The organism is Streptomyces fuscichromogenes, assembly GCF_014645815.1.
Lineage (GTDB): Bacteria > Actinomycetota > Actinomycetes > Streptomycetales > Streptomycetaceae > Streptomyces > Streptomyces fuscichromogenes.
Genome location: NZ_BMML01000001.1, coordinates 441,330 through 462,189 on the forward strand (window position 1 = coordinate 441,330; position 20,860 = coordinate 462,189).

At 73.0% G+C, this 20,860-nt stretch carries 27 protein-coding genes; 20 read left to right on the forward strand and 7 right to left on the reverse strand.

Going from position 1 to position 20,860, the window contains the following annotated elements; all coding sequences use genetic code 11:
* Nucleotides 1-124 precede the first annotated feature (124 nt).
* From IEZ11_RS01960 to IEZ11_RS01970, 3 genes are all read left to right on the forward strand, one after another.
* Nucleotides 125-1,099, forward strand: a complete 975-nt coding sequence (locus tag IEZ11_RS01960) for an ABC transporter ATP-binding protein (RefSeq protein WP_189260752.1) — start codon at nucleotides 125-127, stop codon at nucleotides 1,097-1,099.
* Nucleotides 1,100-1,187: 88 nt separating this feature from the next.
* Nucleotides 1,188-2,018: an ABC transporter permease gene (locus IEZ11_RS01965; RefSeq protein ID WP_189260753.1), complete on the forward strand. Its 831-nt coding sequence runs from the start codon at nucleotides 1,188-1,190 to the stop codon at nucleotides 2,016-2,018.
* Nucleotides 2,019-2,052: 34 nt separating this feature from the next.
* On the forward strand, nucleotides 2,053-2,727 hold the full coding sequence (locus IEZ11_RS01970; protein WP_189260754.1) for an AAA family ATPase: 675 nt from the start codon (nucleotides 2,053-2,055) through the stop codon (nucleotides 2,725-2,727).
* A gap of 15 nt (nucleotides 2,728-2,742) precedes the next feature.
* Here the strand turns inward: IEZ11_RS01970 and IEZ11_RS52820 are convergent, their stop codons facing one another.
* The 5 genes from IEZ11_RS52820 to IEZ11_RS01990 form a co-directional block, all read right to left on the reverse strand.
* Complete coding sequence (locus IEZ11_RS52820; protein WP_505995353.1) at nucleotides 2,743-2,817, reverse strand: hypothetical protein; 75 nt, start codon at nucleotides 2,815-2,817, stop codon at nucleotides 2,743-2,745.
* A gap of 41 nt (nucleotides 2,818-2,858) precedes the next feature.
* Nucleotides 2,859-3,365, reverse strand: a complete 507-nt coding sequence (ybaK, locus tag IEZ11_RS01975) for a Cys-tRNA(Pro) deacylase (protein WP_189260755.1) — start codon at nucleotides 3,363-3,365, stop codon at nucleotides 2,859-2,861.
* Nucleotides 3,366-3,382: 17 nt separating this feature from the next.
* Nucleotides 3,383-4,123 carry an LON peptidase substrate-binding domain-containing protein gene (locus IEZ11_RS01980; protein WP_189260756.1) on the reverse strand — a complete coding sequence of 247 codons (741 nt, stop codon included), beginning with the start codon at nucleotides 4,121-4,123 and terminating at the stop codon, nucleotides 3,383-3,385.
* An 11-nt stretch (nucleotides 4,124-4,134) separates the two neighbouring features.
* Nucleotides 4,135-5,199: a hypothetical protein gene (locus tag IEZ11_RS01985; RefSeq protein ID WP_189260757.1), complete on the reverse strand. Its 1,065-nt coding sequence runs from the start codon at nucleotides 5,197-5,199 to the stop codon at nucleotides 4,135-4,137.
* A 136-nt stretch (nucleotides 5,200-5,335) separates the two neighbouring features.
* Entirely contained in the window at nucleotides 5,336-6,913 is a 1,578-nt protein-coding gene (locus IEZ11_RS01990; RefSeq protein ID WP_189260758.1) for an oxidoreductase, read from the reverse strand.
* Nucleotides 6,914-7,144: 231 nt separating this feature from the next.
* Between IEZ11_RS01990 and hisD the strand changes: the two genes are divergently transcribed.
* From hisD to IEZ11_RS02040, 10 genes are all read left to right on the forward strand, one after another.
* A complete protein-coding gene (hisD, locus tag IEZ11_RS01995; protein ID WP_189260759.1) occupies nucleotides 7,145-8,470 on the forward strand; it encodes a histidinol dehydrogenase in 1,326 nt (441 codons plus the stop codon).
* Entirely contained in the window at nucleotides 8,467-9,576 is a 1,110-nt protein-coding gene (locus IEZ11_RS02000) for a histidinol-phosphate transaminase (RefSeq protein ID WP_189260760.1), read from the forward strand. The genes hisD and IEZ11_RS02000 overlap by 4 nt, the downstream gene beginning before the upstream one ends.
* Nucleotides 9,573-10,166 (forward strand): imidazoleglycerol-phosphate dehydratase HisB, encoded by a 594-nt coding sequence (hisB, locus tag IEZ11_RS02005; RefSeq protein WP_123977923.1) that lies wholly within the window; start codon nucleotides 9,573-9,575, stop codon nucleotides 10,164-10,166. Before IEZ11_RS02000 ends, hisB begins: the two co-directional genes overlap by 4 nt.
* Before the next feature lie 4 nt (nucleotides 10,167-10,170).
* A complete protein-coding gene (locus tag IEZ11_RS02010; RefSeq protein ID WP_167449919.1) occupies nucleotides 10,171-10,335 on the forward strand; it encodes a CG2302 family histidine operon protein in 165 nt (54 codons plus the stop codon).
* A complete protein-coding gene (gene hisH / locus IEZ11_RS02015; RefSeq protein ID WP_373294802.1) occupies nucleotides 10,326-10,985 on the forward strand; it encodes an imidazole glycerol phosphate synthase subunit HisH in 660 nt (219 codons plus the stop codon). Before IEZ11_RS02010 ends, hisH begins: the two co-directional genes overlap by 10 nt.
* A complete protein-coding gene (priA, locus tag IEZ11_RS02020) occupies nucleotides 10,982-11,707 on the forward strand; it encodes a bifunctional 1-(5-phosphoribosyl)-5-((5-phosphoribosylamino)methylideneamino)imidazole-4-carboxamide isomerase/phosphoribosylanthranilate isomerase PriA (protein WP_189260762.1) in 726 nt (241 codons plus the stop codon). Before hisH ends, priA begins: the two co-directional genes overlap by 4 nt.
* On the forward strand, nucleotides 11,704-12,108 hold the full coding sequence (locus tag IEZ11_RS02025; RefSeq protein WP_189260763.1) for a RidA family protein: 405 nt from the start codon (nucleotides 11,704-11,706) through the stop codon (nucleotides 12,106-12,108). The genes priA and IEZ11_RS02025 overlap by 4 nt, the downstream gene beginning before the upstream one ends.
* Nucleotides 12,105-12,860 (forward strand): imidazole glycerol phosphate synthase subunit HisF, encoded by a 756-nt coding sequence (hisF, locus tag IEZ11_RS02030; protein WP_189260764.1) that lies wholly within the window; start codon nucleotides 12,105-12,107, stop codon nucleotides 12,858-12,860. The genes IEZ11_RS02025 and hisF overlap by 4 nt, the downstream gene beginning before the upstream one ends.
* A 123-nt stretch (nucleotides 12,861-12,983) precedes the next feature.
* Nucleotides 12,984-13,571 (forward strand): ArsR/SmtB family transcription factor, encoded by a 588-nt coding sequence (locus IEZ11_RS02035; protein WP_189260765.1) that lies wholly within the window; start codon nucleotides 12,984-12,986, stop codon nucleotides 13,569-13,571.
* Nucleotides 13,572-13,584: 13 nt separating this feature from the next.
* Nucleotides 13,585-14,829 (forward strand): MFS transporter, encoded by a 1,245-nt coding sequence (locus IEZ11_RS02040; RefSeq protein WP_189260766.1) that lies wholly within the window; start codon nucleotides 13,585-13,587, stop codon nucleotides 14,827-14,829.
* Between the two features lie 6 nt (nucleotides 14,830-14,835).
* Here IEZ11_RS02040 and IEZ11_RS02045 read toward each other — a convergent pair whose 3' ends face one another.
* The gene (locus IEZ11_RS02045; RefSeq protein WP_189260767.1) at nucleotides 14,836-15,234 is read right to left on the reverse strand and encodes a VOC family protein; all 399 of its coding nucleotides are present in this window, start codon (nucleotides 15,232-15,234) and stop codon (nucleotides 14,836-14,838) included.
* A 10-nt stretch (nucleotides 15,235-15,244) separates the two neighbouring features.
* Complete coding sequence (locus tag IEZ11_RS02050; RefSeq protein ID WP_189260768.1) at nucleotides 15,245-15,880, reverse strand: TIGR03085 family metal-binding protein; 636 nt, start codon at nucleotides 15,878-15,880, stop codon at nucleotides 15,245-15,247.
* Between the two features lie 73 nt (nucleotides 15,881-15,953).
* On the opposite strand from IEZ11_RS02050, the gene hisI reads away from it, so the two are divergent.
* From hisI to trpM, 7 genes are all read left to right on the forward strand, one after another.
* Nucleotides 15,954-16,394 carry a phosphoribosyl-AMP cyclohydrolase gene (gene hisI, locus IEZ11_RS02055; protein WP_189261101.1) on the forward strand — a complete coding sequence of 147 codons (441 nt, stop codon included), beginning with the start codon at nucleotides 15,954-15,956 and terminating at the stop codon, nucleotides 16,392-16,394.
* 11 nt (nucleotides 16,395-16,405) lie between these two features.
* Nucleotides 16,406-17,908, forward strand: a complete 1,503-nt coding sequence (locus IEZ11_RS02060; protein WP_189260769.1) for an anthranilate synthase component I — start codon at nucleotides 16,406-16,408, stop codon at nucleotides 17,906-17,908.
* Nucleotides 17,909-17,959: 51 nt separating this feature from the next.
* Nucleotides 17,960-18,604: a TIGR02234 family membrane protein gene (locus IEZ11_RS02065; RefSeq protein ID WP_189260770.1), complete on the forward strand. Its 645-nt coding sequence runs from the start codon at nucleotides 17,960-17,962 to the stop codon at nucleotides 18,602-18,604.
* Nucleotides 18,605-18,847: 243 nt separating this feature from the next.
* Nucleotides 18,848-19,108 carry an HGxxPAAW family protein gene (locus IEZ11_RS02070; protein ID WP_189260771.1) on the forward strand — a complete coding sequence of 87 codons (261 nt, stop codon included), beginning with the start codon at nucleotides 18,848-18,850 and terminating at the stop codon, nucleotides 19,106-19,108.
* Nucleotides 19,109-19,187: 79 nt separating this feature from the next.
* Nucleotides 19,188-19,637, forward strand: coding sequence for a DUF2752 domain-containing protein (locus IEZ11_RS02075; protein ID WP_189260772.1), 450 nt, complete (start codon nucleotides 19,188-19,190; stop codon nucleotides 19,635-19,637).
* Between the two features lie 147 nt (nucleotides 19,638-19,784).
* Nucleotides 19,785-20,594 (forward strand): indole-3-glycerol phosphate synthase TrpC, encoded by an 810-nt coding sequence (trpC, locus tag IEZ11_RS02080; RefSeq protein WP_189260773.1) that lies wholly within the window; start codon nucleotides 19,785-19,787, stop codon nucleotides 20,592-20,594.
* Nucleotides 20,595-20,636: 42 nt separating this feature from the next.
* Nucleotides 20,637-20,813 carry a tryptophan biosynthesis modulator TrpM gene (gene trpM / locus IEZ11_RS52355; protein WP_373294814.1) on the forward strand — a complete coding sequence of 59 codons (177 nt, stop codon included), beginning with the start codon at nucleotides 20,637-20,639 and terminating at the stop codon, nucleotides 20,811-20,813.
* The last annotated feature ends 47 nt before the right edge of the window (nucleotides 20,814-20,860 follow it).

Sequence of the window (20,860 nt, forward strand, 5' to 3'; positions counted from 1 at the left end):
GGCGCTGAACCTCGCGGGGTCACCGGCTGGGGCGCCCCAAAGGCGAGTAAACGGGGGTGACCCCGTAGTCTCGTTCCTTGTGAGTACGGGCGTGGGTCGGGCACTTCGGCAGCAGGGTGACGTCGTGTGTGCCGTGCGTGGGCTGACCAAGACCTACGCCGCCGTCAAAGGGCGGCGTGGCGCCCCCGGCGTGCCCGAGGTGCGGGCCACCGACGGGGTGGCGCTGGATGTCCGGCGCGGCGAGATCTTCGGCCTGCTCGGGCCGAACGGGGCCGGCAAGTCGACGCTCGTACGGCAGCTCACCGGGCTGCTGCGGCCGGACACGGGCAGCGTCGAGATCCTCGGCCACGACATCGTGCGGCACCCGGAGCGGGCCGCGCGGATCCTCGCCTACCTGGGGCAGGAGTCCAGCGCCCTGGACGAGCTGACCGTGTCCCTCGCGGCCGAGACCACCGGGCGGCTGCGCGGACTGGACCTGCGGCAGGCCCGGAGCGAGCGCGACGCCGTGCTGGAGGAGCTCGGCCTGACGCCGATCGCCGGGCGGGCGCTCAAGAAGCTCTCCGGGGGGCAGCGGAGGCTGGCCTGCTTCGCCGCGGCGCTCGTCGGTGAGCGGCCGCTGCTCGTGCTCGACGAGCCGACGACCGGCATGGACCCGGTGGCCCGGCGGGCCGTGTGGGCCGCCGTGGACCGGCGGCGGGCCGAGCGGGGGGCCACCGTGGTGCTGGTCACCCACAACGTCATCGAGGCCGAGACCGTCCTCGACCGGGTCGCCGTCCTCGACCAGGGGCGGGTCATCGCCTGTGACAGCCCGGCCGGGCTCAAGGAGCGGGTGGCCGGCGAGGTGCGGGTCGAGCTGGTGTGGCGGGAACGGGCGCCGCTGGACGTGCCCGAGGTGGCCGTCCTGCGGGAGCGTGCCGTCGAGGCCGGCCGGCGCTGGACGCTGCGGCTCGCCCCCGAGGAGGCGCGTGCCGTCGTCGCCACGGTGACCGGCGGGACCGCGTTCGCCGCCCTCGACGACTTCACCCTGGCCACGCCCAGCCTGGAGGACGTCTACCTGGCGCTGGGCGGCGCCGCACGGCAGGGGCTGGTGAAGACGTGAGGGTGAACACGGCGGCGGCCAGGCGCGTACGGAAAGGCGCGGCAGCGGTACGGGCCGCAGGTGCCGCACGGAAGGGGAGCAGCGCGACGTGAGTGTCGTACCCGCGGAGGTTCTGCCGGGCGGTGCCCTGGCCGTGGAGGAGACGGCGCCGGGCGGCGCCCCGATGGCCGAGCTGGGCCCGCGCGCGCGGCTGTGGCCGTCGCTGGCGGCCGTCTACCGGGCGCAGCTGTCCCGGGCCAGGGTGGCGCGGATCCCGCTGCTGTTCGTCGCGACCTTCCAGTCCGTCGGCATCATGATCATGATGCGCGGGGTGGTGGACTCGCGGGGCGAGGCCCAGTCCGTGGTGGCGGGCTCGTCGGTGGTCGTGGTGGCCTTCGTCGCGCTGAACCTGCTGGCGCAGTACTTCGGACAGCTGCGGGCGAGCGGCGGGCTGGACCACTACGCCACGCTGCCGGTGCCGCCGGCCTCGGTGGTGCTCGGGGCGGCCGCGGCCTATGCCTCCTTCACCGTGCCGGGGACGCTGGTGACGGCCGTCTTCGGCTGCGTGCTGTTCGGGCTGCCGCTGGGGAACCTGTGGATCCTCCTCGCCGTGATCCCGCTGGCCGGGGCCGCGCTGGCGGGGCTCGGGGCGGCCTGCGGGCTGCTCGCGCCCCGTCCCGAACTCGCCACGCTGCTCGGGCAGCTGGGCATGTCGGCGGCGCTGCTGTTCGGGGTGCTGCCGCCGGACCGGATGCCGGGGATCATCCGGTTCGCGCGTGACCTGCTGCCCTCCACGTACGGCGTCGAGGCCTACGCCCGGACCTTCGGCGCGCGGCCCGACTGGGCCGTCGTCCTCGCTGACCTGGGTGTGTGCGCGGGCGTGGGGGTGGTCTCGCTGGCCGTCGCCACCTGGGCGTACCGCCGGGCCGCCGTCCGGTGACGCGCCCCACAGGCCGACCTGGCACGATGGCATCGTGACCGCACCGTTGACGCCGCCTCCGCCGCCGCACGACCAGTCCTCGCACCAGGCCTGGCAGGTGCCGCCGCCTGCCGGGGAGGCCGCGGGGGAGCCGGGAGAGTACGGACAGTACGGACAGGACGGTCCCGGGATGAAGACCGAACTGCGGGAGGGCGCCGTGATCGCCCTCGTGGTGGCGGTGAGCGGGGTGCTGCTCGGACTGCTGTGGCTGTGGCTGGCGCCGCACGTGCCGCTGGTGGGGGACCAGTCCGGCAAGAGCTGGGCGGTCTACCTCAAGGACAGCGAGGGGGAGCAGGCGGCGGGCGTGGACGGAACGTTCACGCTGCTGGCGCTGGCCTTCGGGTTCGTGAGTGCGGTCGCGGTGTTCCTGTGGCGGCGGCGCGGGGGTGTGCCGCTGGTGGTGGCGCTGGGGGTCGGGGGACTGCTGGCGTCGGTGCTGGCCTGGCGGCTGGGGACGTGGCTGGGACCGGAGCAGGACGTGATCGCCCATGCGAAGGCCGTGGGGAAGGGGGTGACGTTCTCGGCGCCGCTGAAGCTCGGGGCGAAGGGGGCGTTGCTGGCCTGGTCGTTGTCGGCGTTGGTGGTGCATCTGGGGTTGACGGCGCTGTTCGGTCCGCGGGACCCGGAGCCGCCGTACGAGGACGTCCCGTACGCGGCTCCGCCGGAGTAGCTTCCGGTGTGCTCCCTAGGCCGGGCGGCGACCGTGGTTCGAGCGGGCCTTCTTCAGGCGCCACTTCCTTTTCCGTGTCCTCTTCGACATGTCTTCCGTACTTAACCGAGAACGGGGACTTGGTCGAGGGGTCACGCACGTCCGATCGGGGCCAGGGTCGCGTTCGTGAGGGTGGCCAGGGCGGTCGGGGCGAGTTCGACCTCAAGGCCGCGGCGGCCCGCCGAGACGCAGATCGTCGGGTGGGCCGACGCCGACGCGTCCAGCACCGTGGGGAGCTTCTTGCGCTGGCCGAGCGGGGAGATGCCGCCGCGGACATAGCCCGTGGTGCGCTCGGCCAGGGCCGGGTCCGCCATCGCCGCGCGCTTGCCGCCGACCGCTGTCGCCAGGGCCTTGAGGTCCAGGCTGCCGGCCACCGGGACGACAGCGACCGTGAGCGCGCCGTCCACGTCCGCGACCAGGGTCTTGAAGACACGGTCGGGGGACACGCCCATCGCCTGCGCCGCCTCCTCGCCGTAGGACGGATGCGCGGGGTCGTGGTCGTAGGAGTGGACCGTGAAGTCCACCCCCGCGGTGGTCAGGGCCACCGTCGCCGGGGTCCCGCCGCCCCCGGACTGCTGCTTCTTCGGCTTCTTCGGCATGTCAGGAAAACCCCGGCTCAGTTCAGACTCGTCGGCGACCGCGTCAGCTCCGCCGACGGCAGTGACGGCAGGTTACGGATGATCGCCGTCTCGGAGCGAAGGAGTTTCAGTTCGTCGCGGAGCCGGGAGGCGGTGTCGGGGGCCTGGAGCAGCCGCTGCTTGGTGGGGGTGTCGTGCATCATCGCGGCCGCGACCAGGTAGGAGACGACGGACGGCTCGTCGGGGAGGTCGACGCCCGTGGAGAGCGAGCGCTCCCGGGCGCCCGCCAGGCGCTTCTGGTACTGGCGGAAGGCCCGCAGGACGCCCTCGGCCAGCGCGCCGGCCTCGTCGCCCTGCTCCTCCGGCAGCTCCTCCAGCTCCGCGGTCAGGAACGGGCCCGACGCGTCGACGGAGAGCAGCCGTACCCGGGTCGTCCCCGTCGCCAGTACCTCGAACGTGCCGTTCGCCCGCTCCCGGATCGTCGCCGCGTCCGCCACACAGCCCACCCGGTGGAAGGACTTCAGCGGGTCGGGCCCGAAGCCGGCCGCCGGGCCCCGGTCGGGCTGGGCCGTCGGGTCCGGCATGCCGGGCGCGCTGGGGGCCACCTCGTGGCCGTCACGGATCGCCACGACGGCGAACCGGCGCGGTTCTTCCTCGGGCGTCTTCAGCAGGTCGCGCATCATGGCGCGATAGCGCTCCTCGAAGACGTTCAGCGGCAGCACCAGCCCCGGGAACAGCACCGAGTTCAGCGGGAAGAGGGGAAGACGGACGGTGGTCACGGCGCCACAGCCTAATGGTCATCGGCGGTGGCATGTCCGCCGTGCTCGGCCCGTGGGCGCACCGGGGCCCTCGGCGAGGGGACCGGACCGGCCTCCGGCGGCGGTTCCGTACCGGCCAGCAGGTGGTCGCGCAGGCCCAGGAAATGGCCCAGCGGGTCGTCGGAGAGCCGGTCCCAGGGGAAGGACGTGACGTACGGGCCGATCAGGTGCAGCTGGGCGCGGGCCGCCTCCCGGCGCTCCAGCCGGACCAGCAGGTACATCAGCTGGTTGCGGACCTCGGCCGGCCAGGGGTCGGCCGCCGGGAACCGCGCGGACAGGGCGATCGCCCGGTCGGCCGCCGCGTCCAGGCGGGCGCGCGGCACCTCGGGGCCGCAGCCGTCGGTGAGGTAGCCGAAGGCCGCGCGGGCCGGCAGGGCCTGCACGAGCGAGTCCGGCGGGGCGTCCTGTGCGGCCAGGTCGGCGAAGTCGAAGCACTCGCGGTGCGAGCCGTGCCAGTAGGTGGCCAGATAGCGCAGCGCCGCCACATGGCAGCCGGAGTGGTGCGGGGCACGCCGGACGGCCGCCTCCCACAGCTCCTCGAAGTACTTGTGGCCGGCGTTCGTCCCGCGGGCGTGGTCGAGCGCGATCCGCCACGGCACCGGGTCCCGGTCGTCGCCGCGGGCGGCCGCCGTGATCAGCGGGCTGAGCGGGCGCAGGAGTTCCGCGCGGGCGGGGGAGTCCCAGGCGTGGTCCACCGCGAGCTGGGACTGGACCAGCAGCAGGTCCGGGTCGTGCGGTGCGGCCACGGCCCACAGGTCGAGCCACTCGGCGCGGGAGCGGGCGAAGAGGGCGAGCCGGTGCACGTACCGGTCCCGTTCCTCCCACTCGGCCGCCTCCCGGGTGCCGGCCAGCAGCCCGGCGGCGGGTTCGTACTCGCCCCGGCCGGCCGCGACCAGCGCGGGCGCGAGCCGTTCGTCGGGCGCGTCGAGGAGCACCTCGTCGTCGGCCGGGAGCGGTCCGGCGGCGAGGGGCGAAGCGGTCGTTGCCCTCCGTGGGGAACGGAAGAGGGCGCGCAGCGAAGCCATGGTGTCGACCATTGAAAGTCCGCAGGTCGGGGCAGCGCCAGACGCTATGACCAACTCCACGAAAGTTGTACGGCCGAAGGTCAAGGGACGGTAAAAGGTGACTGTTGCTCATCTGTTCGGTACCTGTCAGAGGCGGCGGCAGCGGCCGTCACCCCCGCCTCAGCAGCCTCGTCGCCCCCGCCGCCACCGTCGTCGCCAGGATCCAGCCCAGCAGGATCATCACCGCCGCCGCCCACTGCCAGCCGCCGGTCAACCGCCACTGGCCGACCTGGCCCAGGTCGATCACCGGCAGCAGCAGGTCCAGGACGAACAGCGCCGGATTCCAGGCCGGGTGGCCGCCGGAGCTCATCGGTGGATGCGGCGCGTGCGTGAACGCGAGCGTGCCCGCCGCCCACAGCACCGCCATCCACACCGCGGCCCGGCCCGGCCGGTAGCCGTAGGCCACCGTCAGGTCCTGCGCGTACCCCCAGAGCTTGGCGGCCGGCGGCAGCGTCTCGCGGCGCCGGCGCTGCTTGGCGAGCAGCACCTCGCGCGCGTCCTCGTCCTCGCCGGCGGCCCGCAGCACGGTCGCGAGGCGCTCGTACGGCTCCGGGTTGTACTCGGCGGTCGCCGCCGCCACCCAGTCCAGCCGCCGGGTCAGCGGGAACGGGCCCTGCGGGACCAGGTTCTCGTAGACGAACCCGCCCATGTGCAGCCGCCCTGGGCCCGGCCAGCTGGTCGCCCGGTCGACCAGGTTGGTGGTCCGGGCGCCCGACAGCAGCACCCCGCCGCGCTGCGGCTCCTCGCCGAGGAAGCGCAGCTCCGGCGTCTGCACCCGGCGCAGCGACAGGTTCTGGTCGTCCGTGAAGCCCAGCCGCGCCCGCTCCAGGTCCACCGCGTCCCCGAACCGCCCGTCGTCCAGCCGGATCCCGCCCTCGCACTCGAACCGCTGGATCCGCGTCCCGCGCGCCGGGGTCGTCCCGCTCTGCCAGGGGCCGCCCACCCCCGCCGGGGTCAGGTACAGGGTCCGGCCCACGGTCAGCTGCGGCGCGTTCAGCGCGAACCGCCCGCCGGGGTTGCGCAGCCGCGCCCCGCGCAGGCTCAGCGAGACGCCCACCTTCGCGCTGCGCAGGCTCAGCTCCCCGTGCGACTCCAGGAGCTCCGCCTGGAGGTCCTGGCCGACGGTCATGCCGTCCGCCGCGATCGACCGCCCGCTGCGGTCCCGGTACACCACCGCCTGGTTCAGCAGCAGGTCGGTGCCGATGTGCGCGTCGGTCAGCCGGACCCCGCCGAGGAAACGGCAGCGCGGCAGATGCAGGTCGCCCTCCGTGCGCAACCGGGCCGCCTCCAGGCGCGGCGCCGCGCAGTCCACGAACCGCACGGTCGTGAAATGCGCCTCCGGCAGCAGGATCTCGTCGTCGAACCGGCAGCCGCGCAGCTCCACGTACGGCGTGACCGTGCCGCCCGCCAGGTCCAGCGCGCCGGTGACCCGCACGCCGGCCAGCTTCAGCGAGGACACCCGGCCGGCCAGCGCCGACGGCCCGTCCAGCAGCAGCCAGCAGACGATCCGCGCCCGCACGGTCCGCTCGGGTCCCCACGGATGGCCGCCGTGCGGGTCGTCCACGTGGATGTCGCCGCTGCTCAGGTCGTACACACTGCCGTTGCGGAACGCCTGCCACATACCGGCCTCGGCCGCGGTCAGATCGTCCGGCAGGTCGCCGTCCCGGACGTCGTCCCCCTCGGTCACGGCATTTCCCTCTTCCCCGGCTGCTCGTCGGTCATCGGTTCGCCCAGCGGTGATGCCCGGTCCGTCACGCCTCGAACACAGGAAGTGCTGCGCCCTCTGGGGGGACACCCCCCAGACCCCCGTGATCTTCCGGCTTCCGGCCAGGCTATGTACCGGCTGGCGCCCCGCGTTCTGTATCAGCCATTGATACGCGCGGACGGGCCCCGAGTGCCGTCTGAGAGAATTGATTCCGTGATCTCCCGAATCGATCTGCGCGGCGACGCCCTTCCCGAGGGACCCGCCCTGCGCGACCTGCTGCCCCGAGCCGACTTCGACGTCTCGGCCGCCCTGGAGAAGGTGCGTCCGATCTGCGAGGCCGTGCATCATCGGGGCGACGCGGCGCTGATCGACTTCGCGGAGAAGTTCGACGGGGTGCGGCTGGAGCAGGTGCGGGTGCCCGCCGAGGCGCTCGCCAAGGCCCTCGCGGAGCTCGACCCGGCGGTGCGCGCGGCCCTGGAGGAGTCCATCAGGCGCGCCCGTCTCGTGCACCGCGCGCAGCGCCGTACGAACCACACGACCCAGGTCGTGCCGGGCGGCTCGGTGACCGAGAAATGGGTGCCGGTGGAGCGCGTCGGGCTGTACGCGCCCGGCGGCCGGTCGGTCTACCCGTCCTCCGTGATCATGAACGTGGTGCCCGCGCAGGAGGCCGGCGTCGAGTCGATCGCGCTCGCCTCCCCGGCCCAGGCCGAGTTCGGGGGCCTGCCGCACCCGACGATCCTCGCCGCCTGCGCCCTGCTCGGCGTCGACGAGGTGTACGCGGCCGGCGGCGCCACCGCCGTCGCGATGTTCGCCTACGGCACCGAGTCCTGCCCGCCCGCCGTCATGGTCACCGGCCCCGGCAACATCTGGGTGGCCGCCGCCAAGCGCTACTTCACCGGCAGGATCGGCATCGACGCCGAGGCGGGCCCGACCGAGATCGCCGTCCTCGCGGACGCCACCGCCGACCCGGCGCACGTCGCCGCCGACCTGATCAGCCAGGCCGAGCACGACCCGCTGGCCGCCGCCGTCCTGGTCACCGACTCGGTGGAGCTCGCGGACGCCGTCGAGAAGGAGCTGGAGCCGCAGGTCGCGGCCACCAAGCACGTCGAGGACCGGATCGTCCCCGCCCTCAGCGGCCGGCAGTCCGCGATCGTCCTGGTCGACGGCGTCGAGGAGGGCCTGCGGGTCGTCGACGCGTACGGCGCCGAGCACCTGGAGATCCAGACCGCCGACGCCGCCGCGGTGGCCGACCGGGTCAGGAACGCGGGCGCGATCTTCATCGGGCCCTGGGCGCCGGTCTCCCTCGGCGACTACGCCGCCGGGTCCAACCACGTGCTGCCCACCGGCGGCTGCGCCTGCCACTCCTCGGGGCTCTCCGTCCAGTCCTTCCTGCGCGGCATCCACATCGTCGACTACACGCAGGACGCGCTGGCCGAGGTCGCACACCACGTGGTCACGCTGGCGGAGGCGGAGGACCTGCCCGCGCACGGCGCGGCGGTCAAGGCAAGGTTCGGGTGGAAGGTACCGGCGAGCAAGTGAACCTCGGAATCGACGATCTCCCCGTACGGGACGAGCTGCGCGGCAAGTCCCCCTACGGCGCGCCCCAACTGGACGTCCCGGTACGGCTGAACACCAACGAGAACCCCTACCCGCTGCCCGAACCGCTGGTCGAGCGGATCACGGAGCGGGTGCGCGAGGCCGCCCGCGACCTGAACCGCTACCCCGACCGGGACGCGGTGCAGCTCCGCACCGAGCTGGCCAAGTACCTGACGAAGACCGGCCACCACCCGGTCGGCATCGAGAACGTCTGGGCGGCCAACGGCTCCAACGAGGTCATCCAGCAGCTGCTGCAGACCTTCGGCGGCCCCGGCCGCACGGCGATCGGCTTCGAGCCGTCGTACTCGATGCACGCGCTCATCTCGCGCGGCACCGGCACCGGCTGGATCTCCGGCCCGCGCAACGCCGACTTCACCCTCGACGTCGAGGCGGCCTCGGCGGCCGTCGCCGAGCACAAGCCGGACGTCGTCTTCATCACCACCCCCAACAACCCCACCGGCACCGCGGTACCGGCCGAGACGGTCCTCGCGCTGTACGAGGCCGCCCAGGCCGCCAAGCCCTCGATGGTGGTGGTCGACGAGGCCTACATCGAGTTCAGCCACGGCGCCTCGCTGCTGCCGCTGCTCGAAGGTCGGCCGAATCTCGTCGTCTCCCGGACCATGTCGAAGGCCTTCGGCGCGGCCGGCCTGCGCCTCGGCTACCTCGCCGCGCACCCCGCGGTGGTGGACGCCGTACAGCTCGTACGACTGCCGTACCACCTGTCGGCGATCACCCAGGCGACCGCGCTGGCCGCCCTGGAGCACACCGACACGCTGCTGAAGTACGTCGAGCAGCTGAAGGCCGAACGGGACCGGCTGGTCGCCGAGCTGCGCGCGGCGGGCCTCGACGTCACCGAGTCGGACGCCAACTTCGTGCAGTTCGGGCGGTTCGAGGACCCGCACGCGGTGTGGCAGCGGATCCTCGACCGCGGAGTCCTCGTCCGGGACAACGGCGTGCCCGGGTTCCTGCGGGTGTCCGCCGGAACCCCCGAAGAGAACGACGCGTTCCTCGACGCGGTACGTGAAGTCAAGAAGGAGCTGGACGCATGACCCGCGTAGGGCGCGTGGAGCGCACCACCAAGGAGACCTCGGTCCTCGTCGAGATCGACCTCGACGGAACCGGCAAGACCGACATCGCCACCGGCGTCGGCTTCTACGACCACATGCTCGACCAGCTCGGCCGGCATGGTCTGTTCGACCTCACCGTGAAGACCGACGGCGACCTGCACATCGACTCGCACCACACCATCGAGGACACCGCCCTCGCCCTCGGCGCCGCCTTCAAGCAGGCCCTCGGCGACAAGGTCGGCATCTACCGCTTCGGCAACTGCACGGTCCCGCTGGACGAGTCGCTCGCCCAGGTCACCGTCGACCTCTCCGGCCGCCCCTACCTGGTGCACACCGAGCCGGAGAAGATGGCGCCGATGATCGGCGAGTACGACACCACCATGACCCGGCACATCCTGGAGTCCTTCGTCGCCCAGGCGCAGATCGCCCTGCACGTGCACGTGCCGTACGGGCGCAACGCGCACCACATCGTGGAGTGCCAGTTCAAGGCGCTCGCGAGGGCGCTGCGCTACGCCTCCGAGCGCGACCCGCGCGCGGCCGGCATCCTCCCCTCGACGAAGGGCGCGCTGTAAAGCCATGAACAGTCTGTCCTCCCTGCTGATCGTCGTCGGCCTCTTCCTGGTCGGCGGAATCGTCTCCTTCGTCAAGCAGAAGATGCCCACCAGCCTGATCGTGCTGCTGTCGATCGGCGCCGCGATGTGCCTGGTGGCGGGCGTCATGAGGCTGGAGGTGTGGAATTGAGCGCAGCTTCCGCGGCTTCCAAGAAGGTCGTCGTCTTCGACTACGGCTTCGGCAACGTCCGGTCCGCCGAGCGCGCCCTCGCCCGTACCGGGGCCGACGTCGAGATCACCCGTGACTTCGACAGGGCCATGAACGCGGACGGCCTGCTGGTGCCGGGTGTCGGCGCCTTCGCCGCCTGCATGGAGGGCCTGCGCGGGGCGCGCGGGGACTGGATCATCGACCGCCGGCTGTCCGGCGGACGGCCCGTGATGGGCATCTGCGTCGGCATGCAGATCCTGTTCGCACGCGGCATCGAGCACGGCGTGCAGACCGACGGCCTCGACGAGTGGCCCGGCTCGGTCGAGCCGCTCCAGGCCGAGATCGTCCCGCACATGGGCTGGAACACCGTGGACGCGCCGGCCGGCTCCCAGCTGTTCGCCGGCCTGGACGCCGACGCGCGCTTCTACTTCGTGCACTCCTACGCCGTCCACGACTGGTCGCTGGAGACGCACAACGCGGCGCTGCGGGCCCCGCTGGTGACCTGGTCGACGCACGGCAAGCCGTTCGTGGCCGCCGTGGAGAACGGCGCCCTGTGGGCCACCCAGTTCCACCCCGAGAAGTCCGGCGACGCCGGCGCCCAGCTCCTCACCAACTGGATCGGAACACTGTGAGCACGCTCGAACTCCTCCCCGCCGTCGACGTCCGCGACGGCCAGGCCGTCCGCCTCGTGCACGGCGAGTCCGGGACCGAGACCTCCTACGGCTCCCCGCTGGAGGCCGCCCTCGCCTGGCAGGCGTCGGGGGCCGAGTGGCTGCACCTGGTCGACCTGGACGCCGCGTTCGGCACCGGCGACAACCGCGCGCTGGTCGCCGAGGTCACCCGGGCGATGGACATCAAGGTCGAGCTCTCCGGCGGCATCCGCGACGACGCCACCCTCGCCGCGGCCCTCGCCACCGGCTGCACCCGGGTGAACCTCGGCACGGCCGCCCTGGAGACCCCGGAATGGGTCGCCAAGGTCATCGCCGAGCACGGCGACAAGATCGCGGTCGGCCTGGACGTGCGCGGCACGACCCTCAGGGGCCGCGGCTGGACCCGCGACGGCGGCGACCTCTACGAGACGCTCGCCCGCCTCGACCAGGAGGGCTGCGCGCGGTACGTCGTCACCGACATCGCCAAGGACGGCACCCTCCAGGGCCCGAACCTGGAGCTCCTGAAGAACGTGTGCGCCGCGACGGACCGGCCGGTCGTGGCCTCCGGCGGCGTGTCGTCGCTGGACGACCTCCGCGCGCTGTCCGGCCTGGTACCCCTCGGTGTCGAGGGCGCCATCGTCGGAAAGGCGCTGTACGCCAAGGCGTTCACCTTGGAAGAAGCACTGGAGGCAGTGTCACCATGACGTCCGATGCCGTACGGCGCGTGCAGAGCGGAAGTCCCTGGGAGGAGGCCTTCGGTTTCGCCCGCGCCGTCGCGGCGGGCGACCGCGTGGTGGTGGGCGGTACGACGTCCTTCAAGGGCTCCGTGCTGTACGGGGAGGGCGACCCGTACGAGCAGGCCAGGGTGGCCTTCGACACCGCCCTGGAGGCGATCGCCGAGTTCGGGCTGGGGGCGGAGTCCGTGATCCGCACCCGCCTGTTCCTCGCGCACGCGCGCGACGTGGACGCGGTGGGACGCGCCCACAAGGAGATCTTCGACCAGGTGCGCCCGGTGACCACGTTCGTGGTGGTGACCGGCTTCGTCGATCCGCGCATCCTGGTCGAGGCAGAGCTAGAGGCATACAGAGGAGCCGTGGATTCATGACCCTGGCGGTCCGAGTCATCCCCTGCCTGGACGTGGACAACGGCCGGGTCGTCAAGGGCGTCAACTTCCAGAACCTGCGCGACGCGGGCGACCCGGTCGAGATGGCCAAGGTGTACGACGCGGAGGGCGCCGACGAGCTGACCTTCCTGGACATCACCGCGTCCTCCGGCAACCGGGAGACCACCTACGACGTGGTGCGCCGCACCGCCGAGCAGGTCTTCATCCCGCTGACCGTCGGCGGCGGCGTCCGCACCGCCGAGGACGTCGACAGGCTGCTGCGCGCCGGCGCCGACAAGGTGGGCGTCAACACGGCGGCCATCACCCGCCCGGACCTGATCCGCGAGATCGCGGAACGCTTCGGCCGCCAGGTCCTGGTCCTGTCGGTCGACGCCCGCCGCACCGAATCGGGCTCCTTCGAGGTCACCACCCACGGCGGCCGCCGCGGCACCGGCATCGATGCCGTCGAGTGGGCGCACCGGGCCGCCGAGCTGGGCGCGGGCGAGATCCTGCTCAACTCGATGGACGCGGACGGGACGAAGGACGGCTACGACCTGGAGATGATCGCGGCGGTGCGCAAGCACGTGACCGTGCCCGTCATCGCCTCCGGCGGCGCCGGCGCGCTCGCCCACTTCCCCCCGGCCGTCAGCGCGGGCGCCGACGCGGTCCTCGCGGCCTCCGTCTTCCACTTCGGCGACCTGCGGATCGGCGAGGTGAAGCAGACCCTGCGCGAGGCGGGACACCCGGTGCGGTGACGCTGCGCTGAGCTCGGCCCCGGTGCCCTGATGGGTGGCCGGGGCCTTTTCATGGCCAGATGGGAAAGAAAAGTTGCGCAAAATTAATTGCGCAACTTTTCTTTCGTATCTAGGGTCGTGGGCATGGCAAGCGAGGAGAACCGCCGGATCACCGATGTGGGCACGCTGAAGGCCCTCGCTCACCCGCTGCGGGCAGACCTGTACCGACTGCTGTCCGTCGAGGGGGTCGCGACGGCGTCCCGGCTCGCCGACCATGTGGACGAGGCCGTGTCCCTGGTCAGCTACCACCTGCGCAAGCTGGCCGAACACGGCCTGATCGAGGAAGCGGAGCCGCAGTCCGGGGACGGGCGGGAGCGGTGGTGGCAGCGCGCGTCGGACGGCGTGAGCATCCGGGACGCCGACTTCCGCGGCGAACCGGAGAAGGCCGCCGCCCACCTCGCAGCCACCCGCCTCTTCCACGAGCAGCGCGCCGCCCGCTACCGGCGCTACCTGGACGAGCGCCCCACCTGGAGCCCCGACTGGAACACCGCGTCCGTCGACAGCGAGTCCTGGATGCGGCTGACCCCGGAGGAACTCGCCGCTCTGCAAAACGAGTTGGACGCTCTCCTTCACAAGTACGACGAGCAGGGCCGGTCCGCCGAGGCGAACGGCGACACCGAAGGGCGTGAGCACGTCGCGCTGTACATGTACGGCTTCCCGTTCCGCGTCTGAGAGGACCGCTGCCGTGACCGCCACCGTCGCAGCCCCGGCCACCGCCACCCCGCGCCCCGCCCACCGCGACCCCGACGTCCTGCGGTGGCTCGGCGCCTACACCTCCTCCATGGTCGGCGACAGCGTCTACTACATCGCCCTGTCCTGGGCCGCCGTCCAGGGCGGCTCAGCCGCGCAGGCCGGCGCCGTGATGTCGGTGAGCGCGCTGCCCAGGGCCGTGCTCATGCTGTTCGGCGGGGTGATGGCCGACCGTCTCGGCCCCCGCCGGGTCGTCATCGGCTCCGACGCCGTCCGCTGCGCGGCCGTCCTCGCCGCAGCCGCGCTGCTCTTCCTGACCAGCCCCGGCCTGTGGCCGCTCGCGGCGCTCGCCCTGGTCTTCGGCATCGTCGACGCCGTGTTCATGCCCGCCGTGGGCGCCCTCCCCGCGCGCGTGACCAGCCGCGACCAGCTCGCGCGGGTGCAGGGCATGCGCGGTCTCGCCCTCCGCTTCGCGAGCATCCTCGGCGCCCCGCTGGGCGGCCTCTGCGTGGCCGTCGGCGGTGCCGCGGCCGCCTTCGGCCTCGCCGGGCTGCTCATCGCCGTGTCGGTACCCCTGCTGATGTCCCTGCGGGTGCGGGAACTCCCGGCCGACGACCGCGCCGCCGCCCCCACCCCCTGGCAGGACCTGCGGGCCGGGCTCGCCCACATCCGCCGGCACCGCGTCCTGGCCCCGCTGATGCTGGCCGTCGCCCTCGGCGACCTGGGCTTCGTCAGCCCCCTCAACGTCGGGCTGACCCTGCTCGCCGACCGGCGCGGCTGGGGCGCGGCGGGCGTGGGCTGGGTGCTCGCGGGGTTCGGCGTCGGCGCCGGGGCCGTCTCGCTGCTGCTGACCGTGCGGGGGCGGCTGCCGCGCGCGGGTCTGGTCGCCGGGGTCTCGATCCTCGTCGGATCCGTCGCGATCGGTGCCCTCGCCTTCGTACCGGGTCTCGTCGGCGCGGTCGGCGTCGCCCTGCTGATCGGCCTGCTCGCCGGGCTCAGCGGCGCCATGTGCGGGGCGCTGCTGCAGACCCAGGCCGACCCCGCGTACCTGGGCCGGGTCACCGCCGTCTCCGGTCTGATCAGCCTGGGCCTCACCCCGCTCAGCATGCCGTTCACGGCCGCCGCGATCGGTGTCTTCGGACTCGGCCCGGTCTACGTGGCCAGCGCCGCCGTCTGCGCGCTGGGCGGGGTCGTCGCGCTGGCCGTACCGGGACTGCGCCGGGCCGAGCTGCCCCGCTGAGCCCGCTCAGGCCTTCGGCTGGGTCAGCTGGATCAGGTTGCCGACCGTGTCGTCCAGGACGGCGGCGATCGTCGGGCCCTGCTCCCGTGGTCCGTGCGGGAAGCGGACGCCCAGGGCGGACAGGCGGTCGTACTCCGAGCGGATGTCGTCCACGGAGAAGACGATGGCCGGCAGGCCCGCCTCGTACACGGCCCTGCGGTAGGGGTCCGCGACGGGGCCCTCGCCGGGCTCCAGCAGGAGCTGGAGGTCCGGCTGGGCGCCCTGCGGGGCGCCGACCGTGACGAACCAGGTGCCGTCGCCCAGGTCCAGCCGGGTGCGGGTCTCGAAGCCGAGGACGTCCGTATAGAACGCGTGCGCCCTCGGCACGTCGTCCACGTACACGCTCGTCATCGCGACCCGGATCACCGCGGGCTCCTCAGATACCCAGGGATCTGGACTCGTGCAGCTTGGCGATCGCGTTCTCGTCGCCGTCCACCTCGACCTTCGCCTTGCTCTGCCGGCCGAACGCGAACATCAGCAGTTCGGACGGCTCGCCCGTCACCGTCACCACCGGGGCGCCGCGATGGGCGACCGCCGTCTGGCCGTCCGGGCGGCGCAGCACCAGGCCCGTCGGCACCCCCCGGCCGAGCAGCCGGGCGGTGCGCTCCAGACGGGCCCACAGGGCGTCCTGGAAGACCGGGTCCAGCTCCCGCGCCGACCAGTCCGGCTGGGCCCGGCGGACATCCTCGGTGTGGACGTAGAACTCCACGGTGTTGGCGGCCTCGTCGACCTGCTTGAGCTGGAAGGGTGAGAAGCGCGGCGGGCCGGTGCGGATCAGCTGGATCAGCTCCTCGTACGGCTTCGCCGCGAACTCGGCCGTCACCTTCTCCAGGCGCGGCGCCAGCTGCTTGATCACCGTGCCCCCGGCCGCGTCCGGGCGGCGCTCGCGCACCACCACGTGCGCGGCCAGATCACGGGTCACCCAGCCTTCGCAGAGGGTCGGTGCCTCGGGACCGGCGGTCTCCAAGAGGTCGGCGAGCAGGAGCCGTTCACGCTTGGCGAAGGTCGACATACCGCCAGCCTACGACCACACCCACCGTCCGGACAGTGGACACGGACCGTGACTGTCGGTGCCGCGCGGCACAATGGCACCCATGACCAGTACGACCGGTACGACGGGTACACCCCCGTCCAGTGGCCTCGCCCCGGAGATCGCCGCCCGCCTCAAGCGCAGCGCCGACGGACTCATCCCCGCCATCGCCCAGCAGTACGACACCGGCGAGGTGCTGATGCTCGGCTGGATGGACGACGAGGCACTGCACCGGACCCTCACCACCGGACGCTGCACCTACTGGTCGCGCAGCCGCCGGGAGTACTGGGTCAAGGGCGACACCTCCGGCCACTTCCAGTGGGTGAAGTCGGTCGCCCTCGACTGCGACGCCGACACCCTGCTGGTCAGGGTCGACCAGGTGGGCGCCGCCTGCCACACCGGCGACCGCACCTGCTTCGACGCCGACGTGCTCCTGAAGGACACCGAGCACGGCCACGAGGGCGCCGATTCCGGCGTACCCGCCTCCGATCAGTAAGGTCTGCCGCCATGGACCTCGAGACCTTCCGCAAGCTCGCGACCGACCGGCGTGTCATCCCGGTCACCCGCAAGCTCCTCGCCGACGGCGACACCCCGGTCGCGCTCTACCGCAAGCTCGCCGCCGAGCGCCCCGGCACCTTCCTGCTGGAGTCCGCCGAGAACGGCCGCACGGCGTATCAATGGTCTCGGTACTCCTTCGTCGGCGTCCGCTCCGCCGCCACCCTCACCGCCCGCGACGGCCAGGCCCGCTGGCTCGGCACCCCGCCCGTCGGCGTGCCCGTCGACGGCGACCCGCTGGCCGCCCTGCGCGCCACCATCGAGGCCCTGCACACCCCGCACGACCAGGAGCTGCCCCCCTTCACCGGCGGCATGGTCGGCTACCTCGGCTACGACATCGTGCGCCGCCTGGAGAAGATCGGCCCCGGAGAGCACGACGACCTCCGGCTCCCCGAACTGACCATGCTCCTCACCAGCGACCTCGCCGTCATGGACCACTGGGAGGGCTCGGTCCTGCTGATCGCCAACGCGATCAACCACAACGACCTCGACACCGGCGTCGACGAGGCGCACGCGGACGCCGTGGCCCGCCTGGACGCGATGGAGGCGGACCTCTCCCGCCCGGTCGCCCAGCCGCCCGCCGTCCTGCCGCCCTCCGAACTCCCCGAGTACACCGCCCTGTGGGGCGGCCCCGACTTCCAGGCGGCCGTCGAGGACATCAAGGAGCGCATCCGCGCGGGCGAGGCCTTCCAGGTCGTCCCCTCGCAGCGCTTCGAGACCCCCTGCACGGCGAGCGCGCTGGACGTGTACCGGGTCCTGCGGGCCACCAACCCGTCCCCGTACATGTACCTCTTCCGGTTCCCCGACGGGGACGGAGGCGTCTTCGACGTCGTCGGCTCGTCCCCGGAGGCCCTGGTCAAGGTCGAGGACGGACGGGCCATGGTGCACCCCATCGCCGGCACCCGGCCGCGCGGAGCCACCCCGCAGGAGGACCAGGCCCTCGCCGACGAGCTGATGGCCGACCCCAAGGAGCGCGCCGAGCACCTGATGCTCGTCGACCTCGGCCGCAACGACCTGGGGCGGGTCTGCGAGCCCGGCTCCGTCGAGGTCGTCGACTTCATGTCCGTCGAGCGGTACTCGCACGTCATGCACATCGTCTCGACGGTCACCGGAAAGGTCGCCGAGGGCCGCACCGCCTTCGACGTCCTCACCGCCTGCTTCCCGGCCGGCACCCTCTCCGGCGCCCCCAAGCCCCGCGCGATGCAGATCATCGACGAACTGGAACCGTCGAGGCGGGGGCTGTACGGCGGCTGCGTCGGCTACCTCGACTTCGCCGGCGACGCCGACACGGCCATCGCCATCCGCACCGCCCTGCTCCGCGGCGGCACGGCGTACGTCCAGGCGGGCGCCGGCATCGTCGCCGACTCCGACTCGGCCGCCGAGGACCAGGAGTGCCGCAACAAGGCGGCGGCGGTCCTGCGGGCGGTGCACACGGCCAACAGACTGGGCGAGTAGGGCGCTTCTCACTCGACCCCGGGTGACCGTTCGCCCGCGGTCCAAGCGATAGTGGAGTACGTGACTGCTGTTCCTCACCCCCGTTCCGAAGCCGGCGAACCCACCCGGTCCGGCCGCCGCAGCCTCGCTGTCGCGCTGCTGTTCGGCGCGCTCGGCGCGGCCGTGGCCCTGCTGGCCAGCCGGCAGCGCTGGGCGGAGGGCACCGCGACGGTGGCCGGTGGCGCCTTCCCGCTGACCGCCCGGGGCAGCGACGTCACGGGCGTCCCCGCGGCCCTCGCCATAGTGGGTCTCGCCGCGCTCGTCGCCGTCTTCGCCGTCCGCCGGGCCGGCCGCTTCCTGGTCTCCGGGCTCCTCGCGCTCTCCGGCGCCGGCATCGCCGCTGCGGCCCTGCTGGGTGCCTCGGACGGCTCCGCGCTCGACGAGAAGGCCGCCGAGGCCAGCGGCGACACGTCCGCCACGGTCGACGCCCTCAGCCACACCGGCTGGCCCTACGTCGCCGCGGCCGGCGGTGTGCTCATCCTGGTCGCCGGGCTGCTGGCGCTGCGCTACGGGCGGCTGTGGCCCGCGATGTCCGGCCGCTACGAGCGCGGCACGGGGGCGGAGCGGCCGCGCCGCGCGCCGAAGCCGGTCGATCCCGACCGGCCCGAGGACATCTGGAAGGCGCTGGACCGGGGCGAGGATCCCACCGGCGCGTAGCGCTTCGCTGGGGGCGCCGAGAAAGAAATGGCGGCCCGGCCCGTCGGGTGTGTGCGGCGCCGTGGGGGCTGAGCGCGCAGTTCCCCGCGCCCCTTGCGGGACGCTGAACTTCGGGGCGATCAAGAGCGATGTGGCGTATCAGACGCGTGTGATGGGCCACCCCCGCTCCATGCGGCCCGGTGCGTGCGGGACAATCGGGAGTGAGCGTCCGGAAGGACACGTACGAGCAACGAGGAGCAAGTCATGGCGGGCAACAGCCACGGTCACACCCCGGCCGCCTGGACCGGCGTCACCATCGCCTTCATCGGTTTCTGCGTCGCCGGCGCCTTCATGGTGATGGCGCAGCCGGTGGGTTTCTGGGCCGGTATGGCGATCGTGGTCCTCGGTGGTGTGGCGGGCGGCGTCATGCGCGCCATGGGCCTCGGCATGCCGAAGCAGGCCCCCCTGGTGACGTCCCACAGCGCCCCGGTCGCCACCCCCGAGCCGGTCGGCGCCGAGAGCTGACCGCCCGTGCCCTGCGAGGGGCGCCCCGGACCGGGTCCGGGGCGCCCCTCGCGCGCGTCCGCCGACCGTACGGGGCACAATGCGAGGCGTGAACGCCGACAGCCACAGCGCAGCCGCCGCACCGGTGACGCCCTCCCTCCGGGGCCGGCTGGCCGTGCCCGTCTCCGTGCTGGGCGCCGTCGTCGGAGCCTTCGCCTACGTCGGCACCGTCGACCCCAACCAGCCCGGCCACTACCCGGTCTGCCCGCTCTACCGGCTCACCGGCCTGTACTGCCCCGGCTGCGGCGGCCTGCGCAGCGCGCACGCGTTCGTCCACGGCGACTTCCTGGCCGCGCTGCGGGACAACGCGGCGGGCGTGATCGCCTATCTGGCCTTCGCCGTGGTGTGGACCGTCTGGGTGGTGCGCGCGGCGCGTGGCCGGCCCGCCCGGATCGAGCTCAGGCCGGTGGGGATGTGGAGCATCGGCGCATTGCTGCTGGTCTTCACCGTTGTCCGGAACCTGCCCGTCGGTGGCTGGTTGCATCCTTGATCAACTGGTGGATGTCCAGGTACTGGGACCGGCGTCAACCGGATGTGAGGCCTACGCCGTCCTCCGGATACCATCGCAGTGACCACGGGTTTTCGGCCCACGGGATTTTGACCGCCTGCAAGAACCGTCCGGAAGGGGGCCGCTCGCGTGAGTGTGCTCGACGAGATCATCGACGGAGTCCGTGCCGACCTCGCGGAACGGCAGGCGCGCGTCAGCCTCGACGAGCTCAAGGAGCGCGCGGCGAGGGCACGGGCCGCCAAGGACGGCGTGGCCGCGCTGCGCGGTGAGGGCGTCAAGGTCATCTGTGAGGTCAAGCGCTCCAGCCCGTCCAAGGGCGCACTGGCCGCCATCGCCGACCCGGCCGGGCTCGCCGCGGACTACGAGGCGGGCGGCGCGGCCGTCATCTCGGTCCTGACCGAGCAGCGCCGCTTCGGCGGCTCGCTGGCCGACCTGGAGGCGGTCCGGGCCCGGGTGGACATCCCGGTGCTGCGCAAGGACTTCATCGTCACGTCGTACCAGCTGTGGGAGGCCCGCGCGTACGGCGCCGACCTCGCGCTCCTGATCGTCGCCGCCCTCGACCAGCCGGCCCTGGAGTCGCTGATCGAGCGTGCCGAGTCCATCGGTCTCACCCCGCTCGTCGAGGTCCACGACGAGGACGAGGTGGAGCGCGCGGTGGACGCGGGCGCCAAGGTGATCGGTGTCAACGCGCGCAACCTGAAGACCCTGGAGGTCGACCGCTCCACCTTCGAGCGGGTCGCCCCCGAGATCCCCGACCGCATCGTCAAGGTCGCCGAGTCCGGCGTCCGCGGCCCGCACGACCTGATCGCGTACGCCAACGCGGGCGCCGACGCGGTCCTGGTCGGCGAGTCGCTGGTCACGGGCCGCGACCCCAAGTCGGCGGTGGCCGACCTGGTGGCGGCGGGCGAGCACCCGGCTCTGCGGCACGGCCGCGGCTGATCACCCGGTAGGCTGGCGCCGATGACTCCCACCGTGACGACCATGGACCGGTACGCCCGCCTCGCGCGCGGCTGCCGCCCCCGGGGCTGCCGAGCCCCCGCGAGGCGTGTCCACGGTCGTCGGGTGCGGTACGTCATCGGTGACGAACCCGGGCAGGTGAACGGCCGTCGATGGCGCGCGCCCTTCAGGGGCGCGGGGAACTACACGCGCAACCACTGACGGCTCGCAGCCATCGGCCATGTCCCCGCCCCCACGGCGAACAGTGT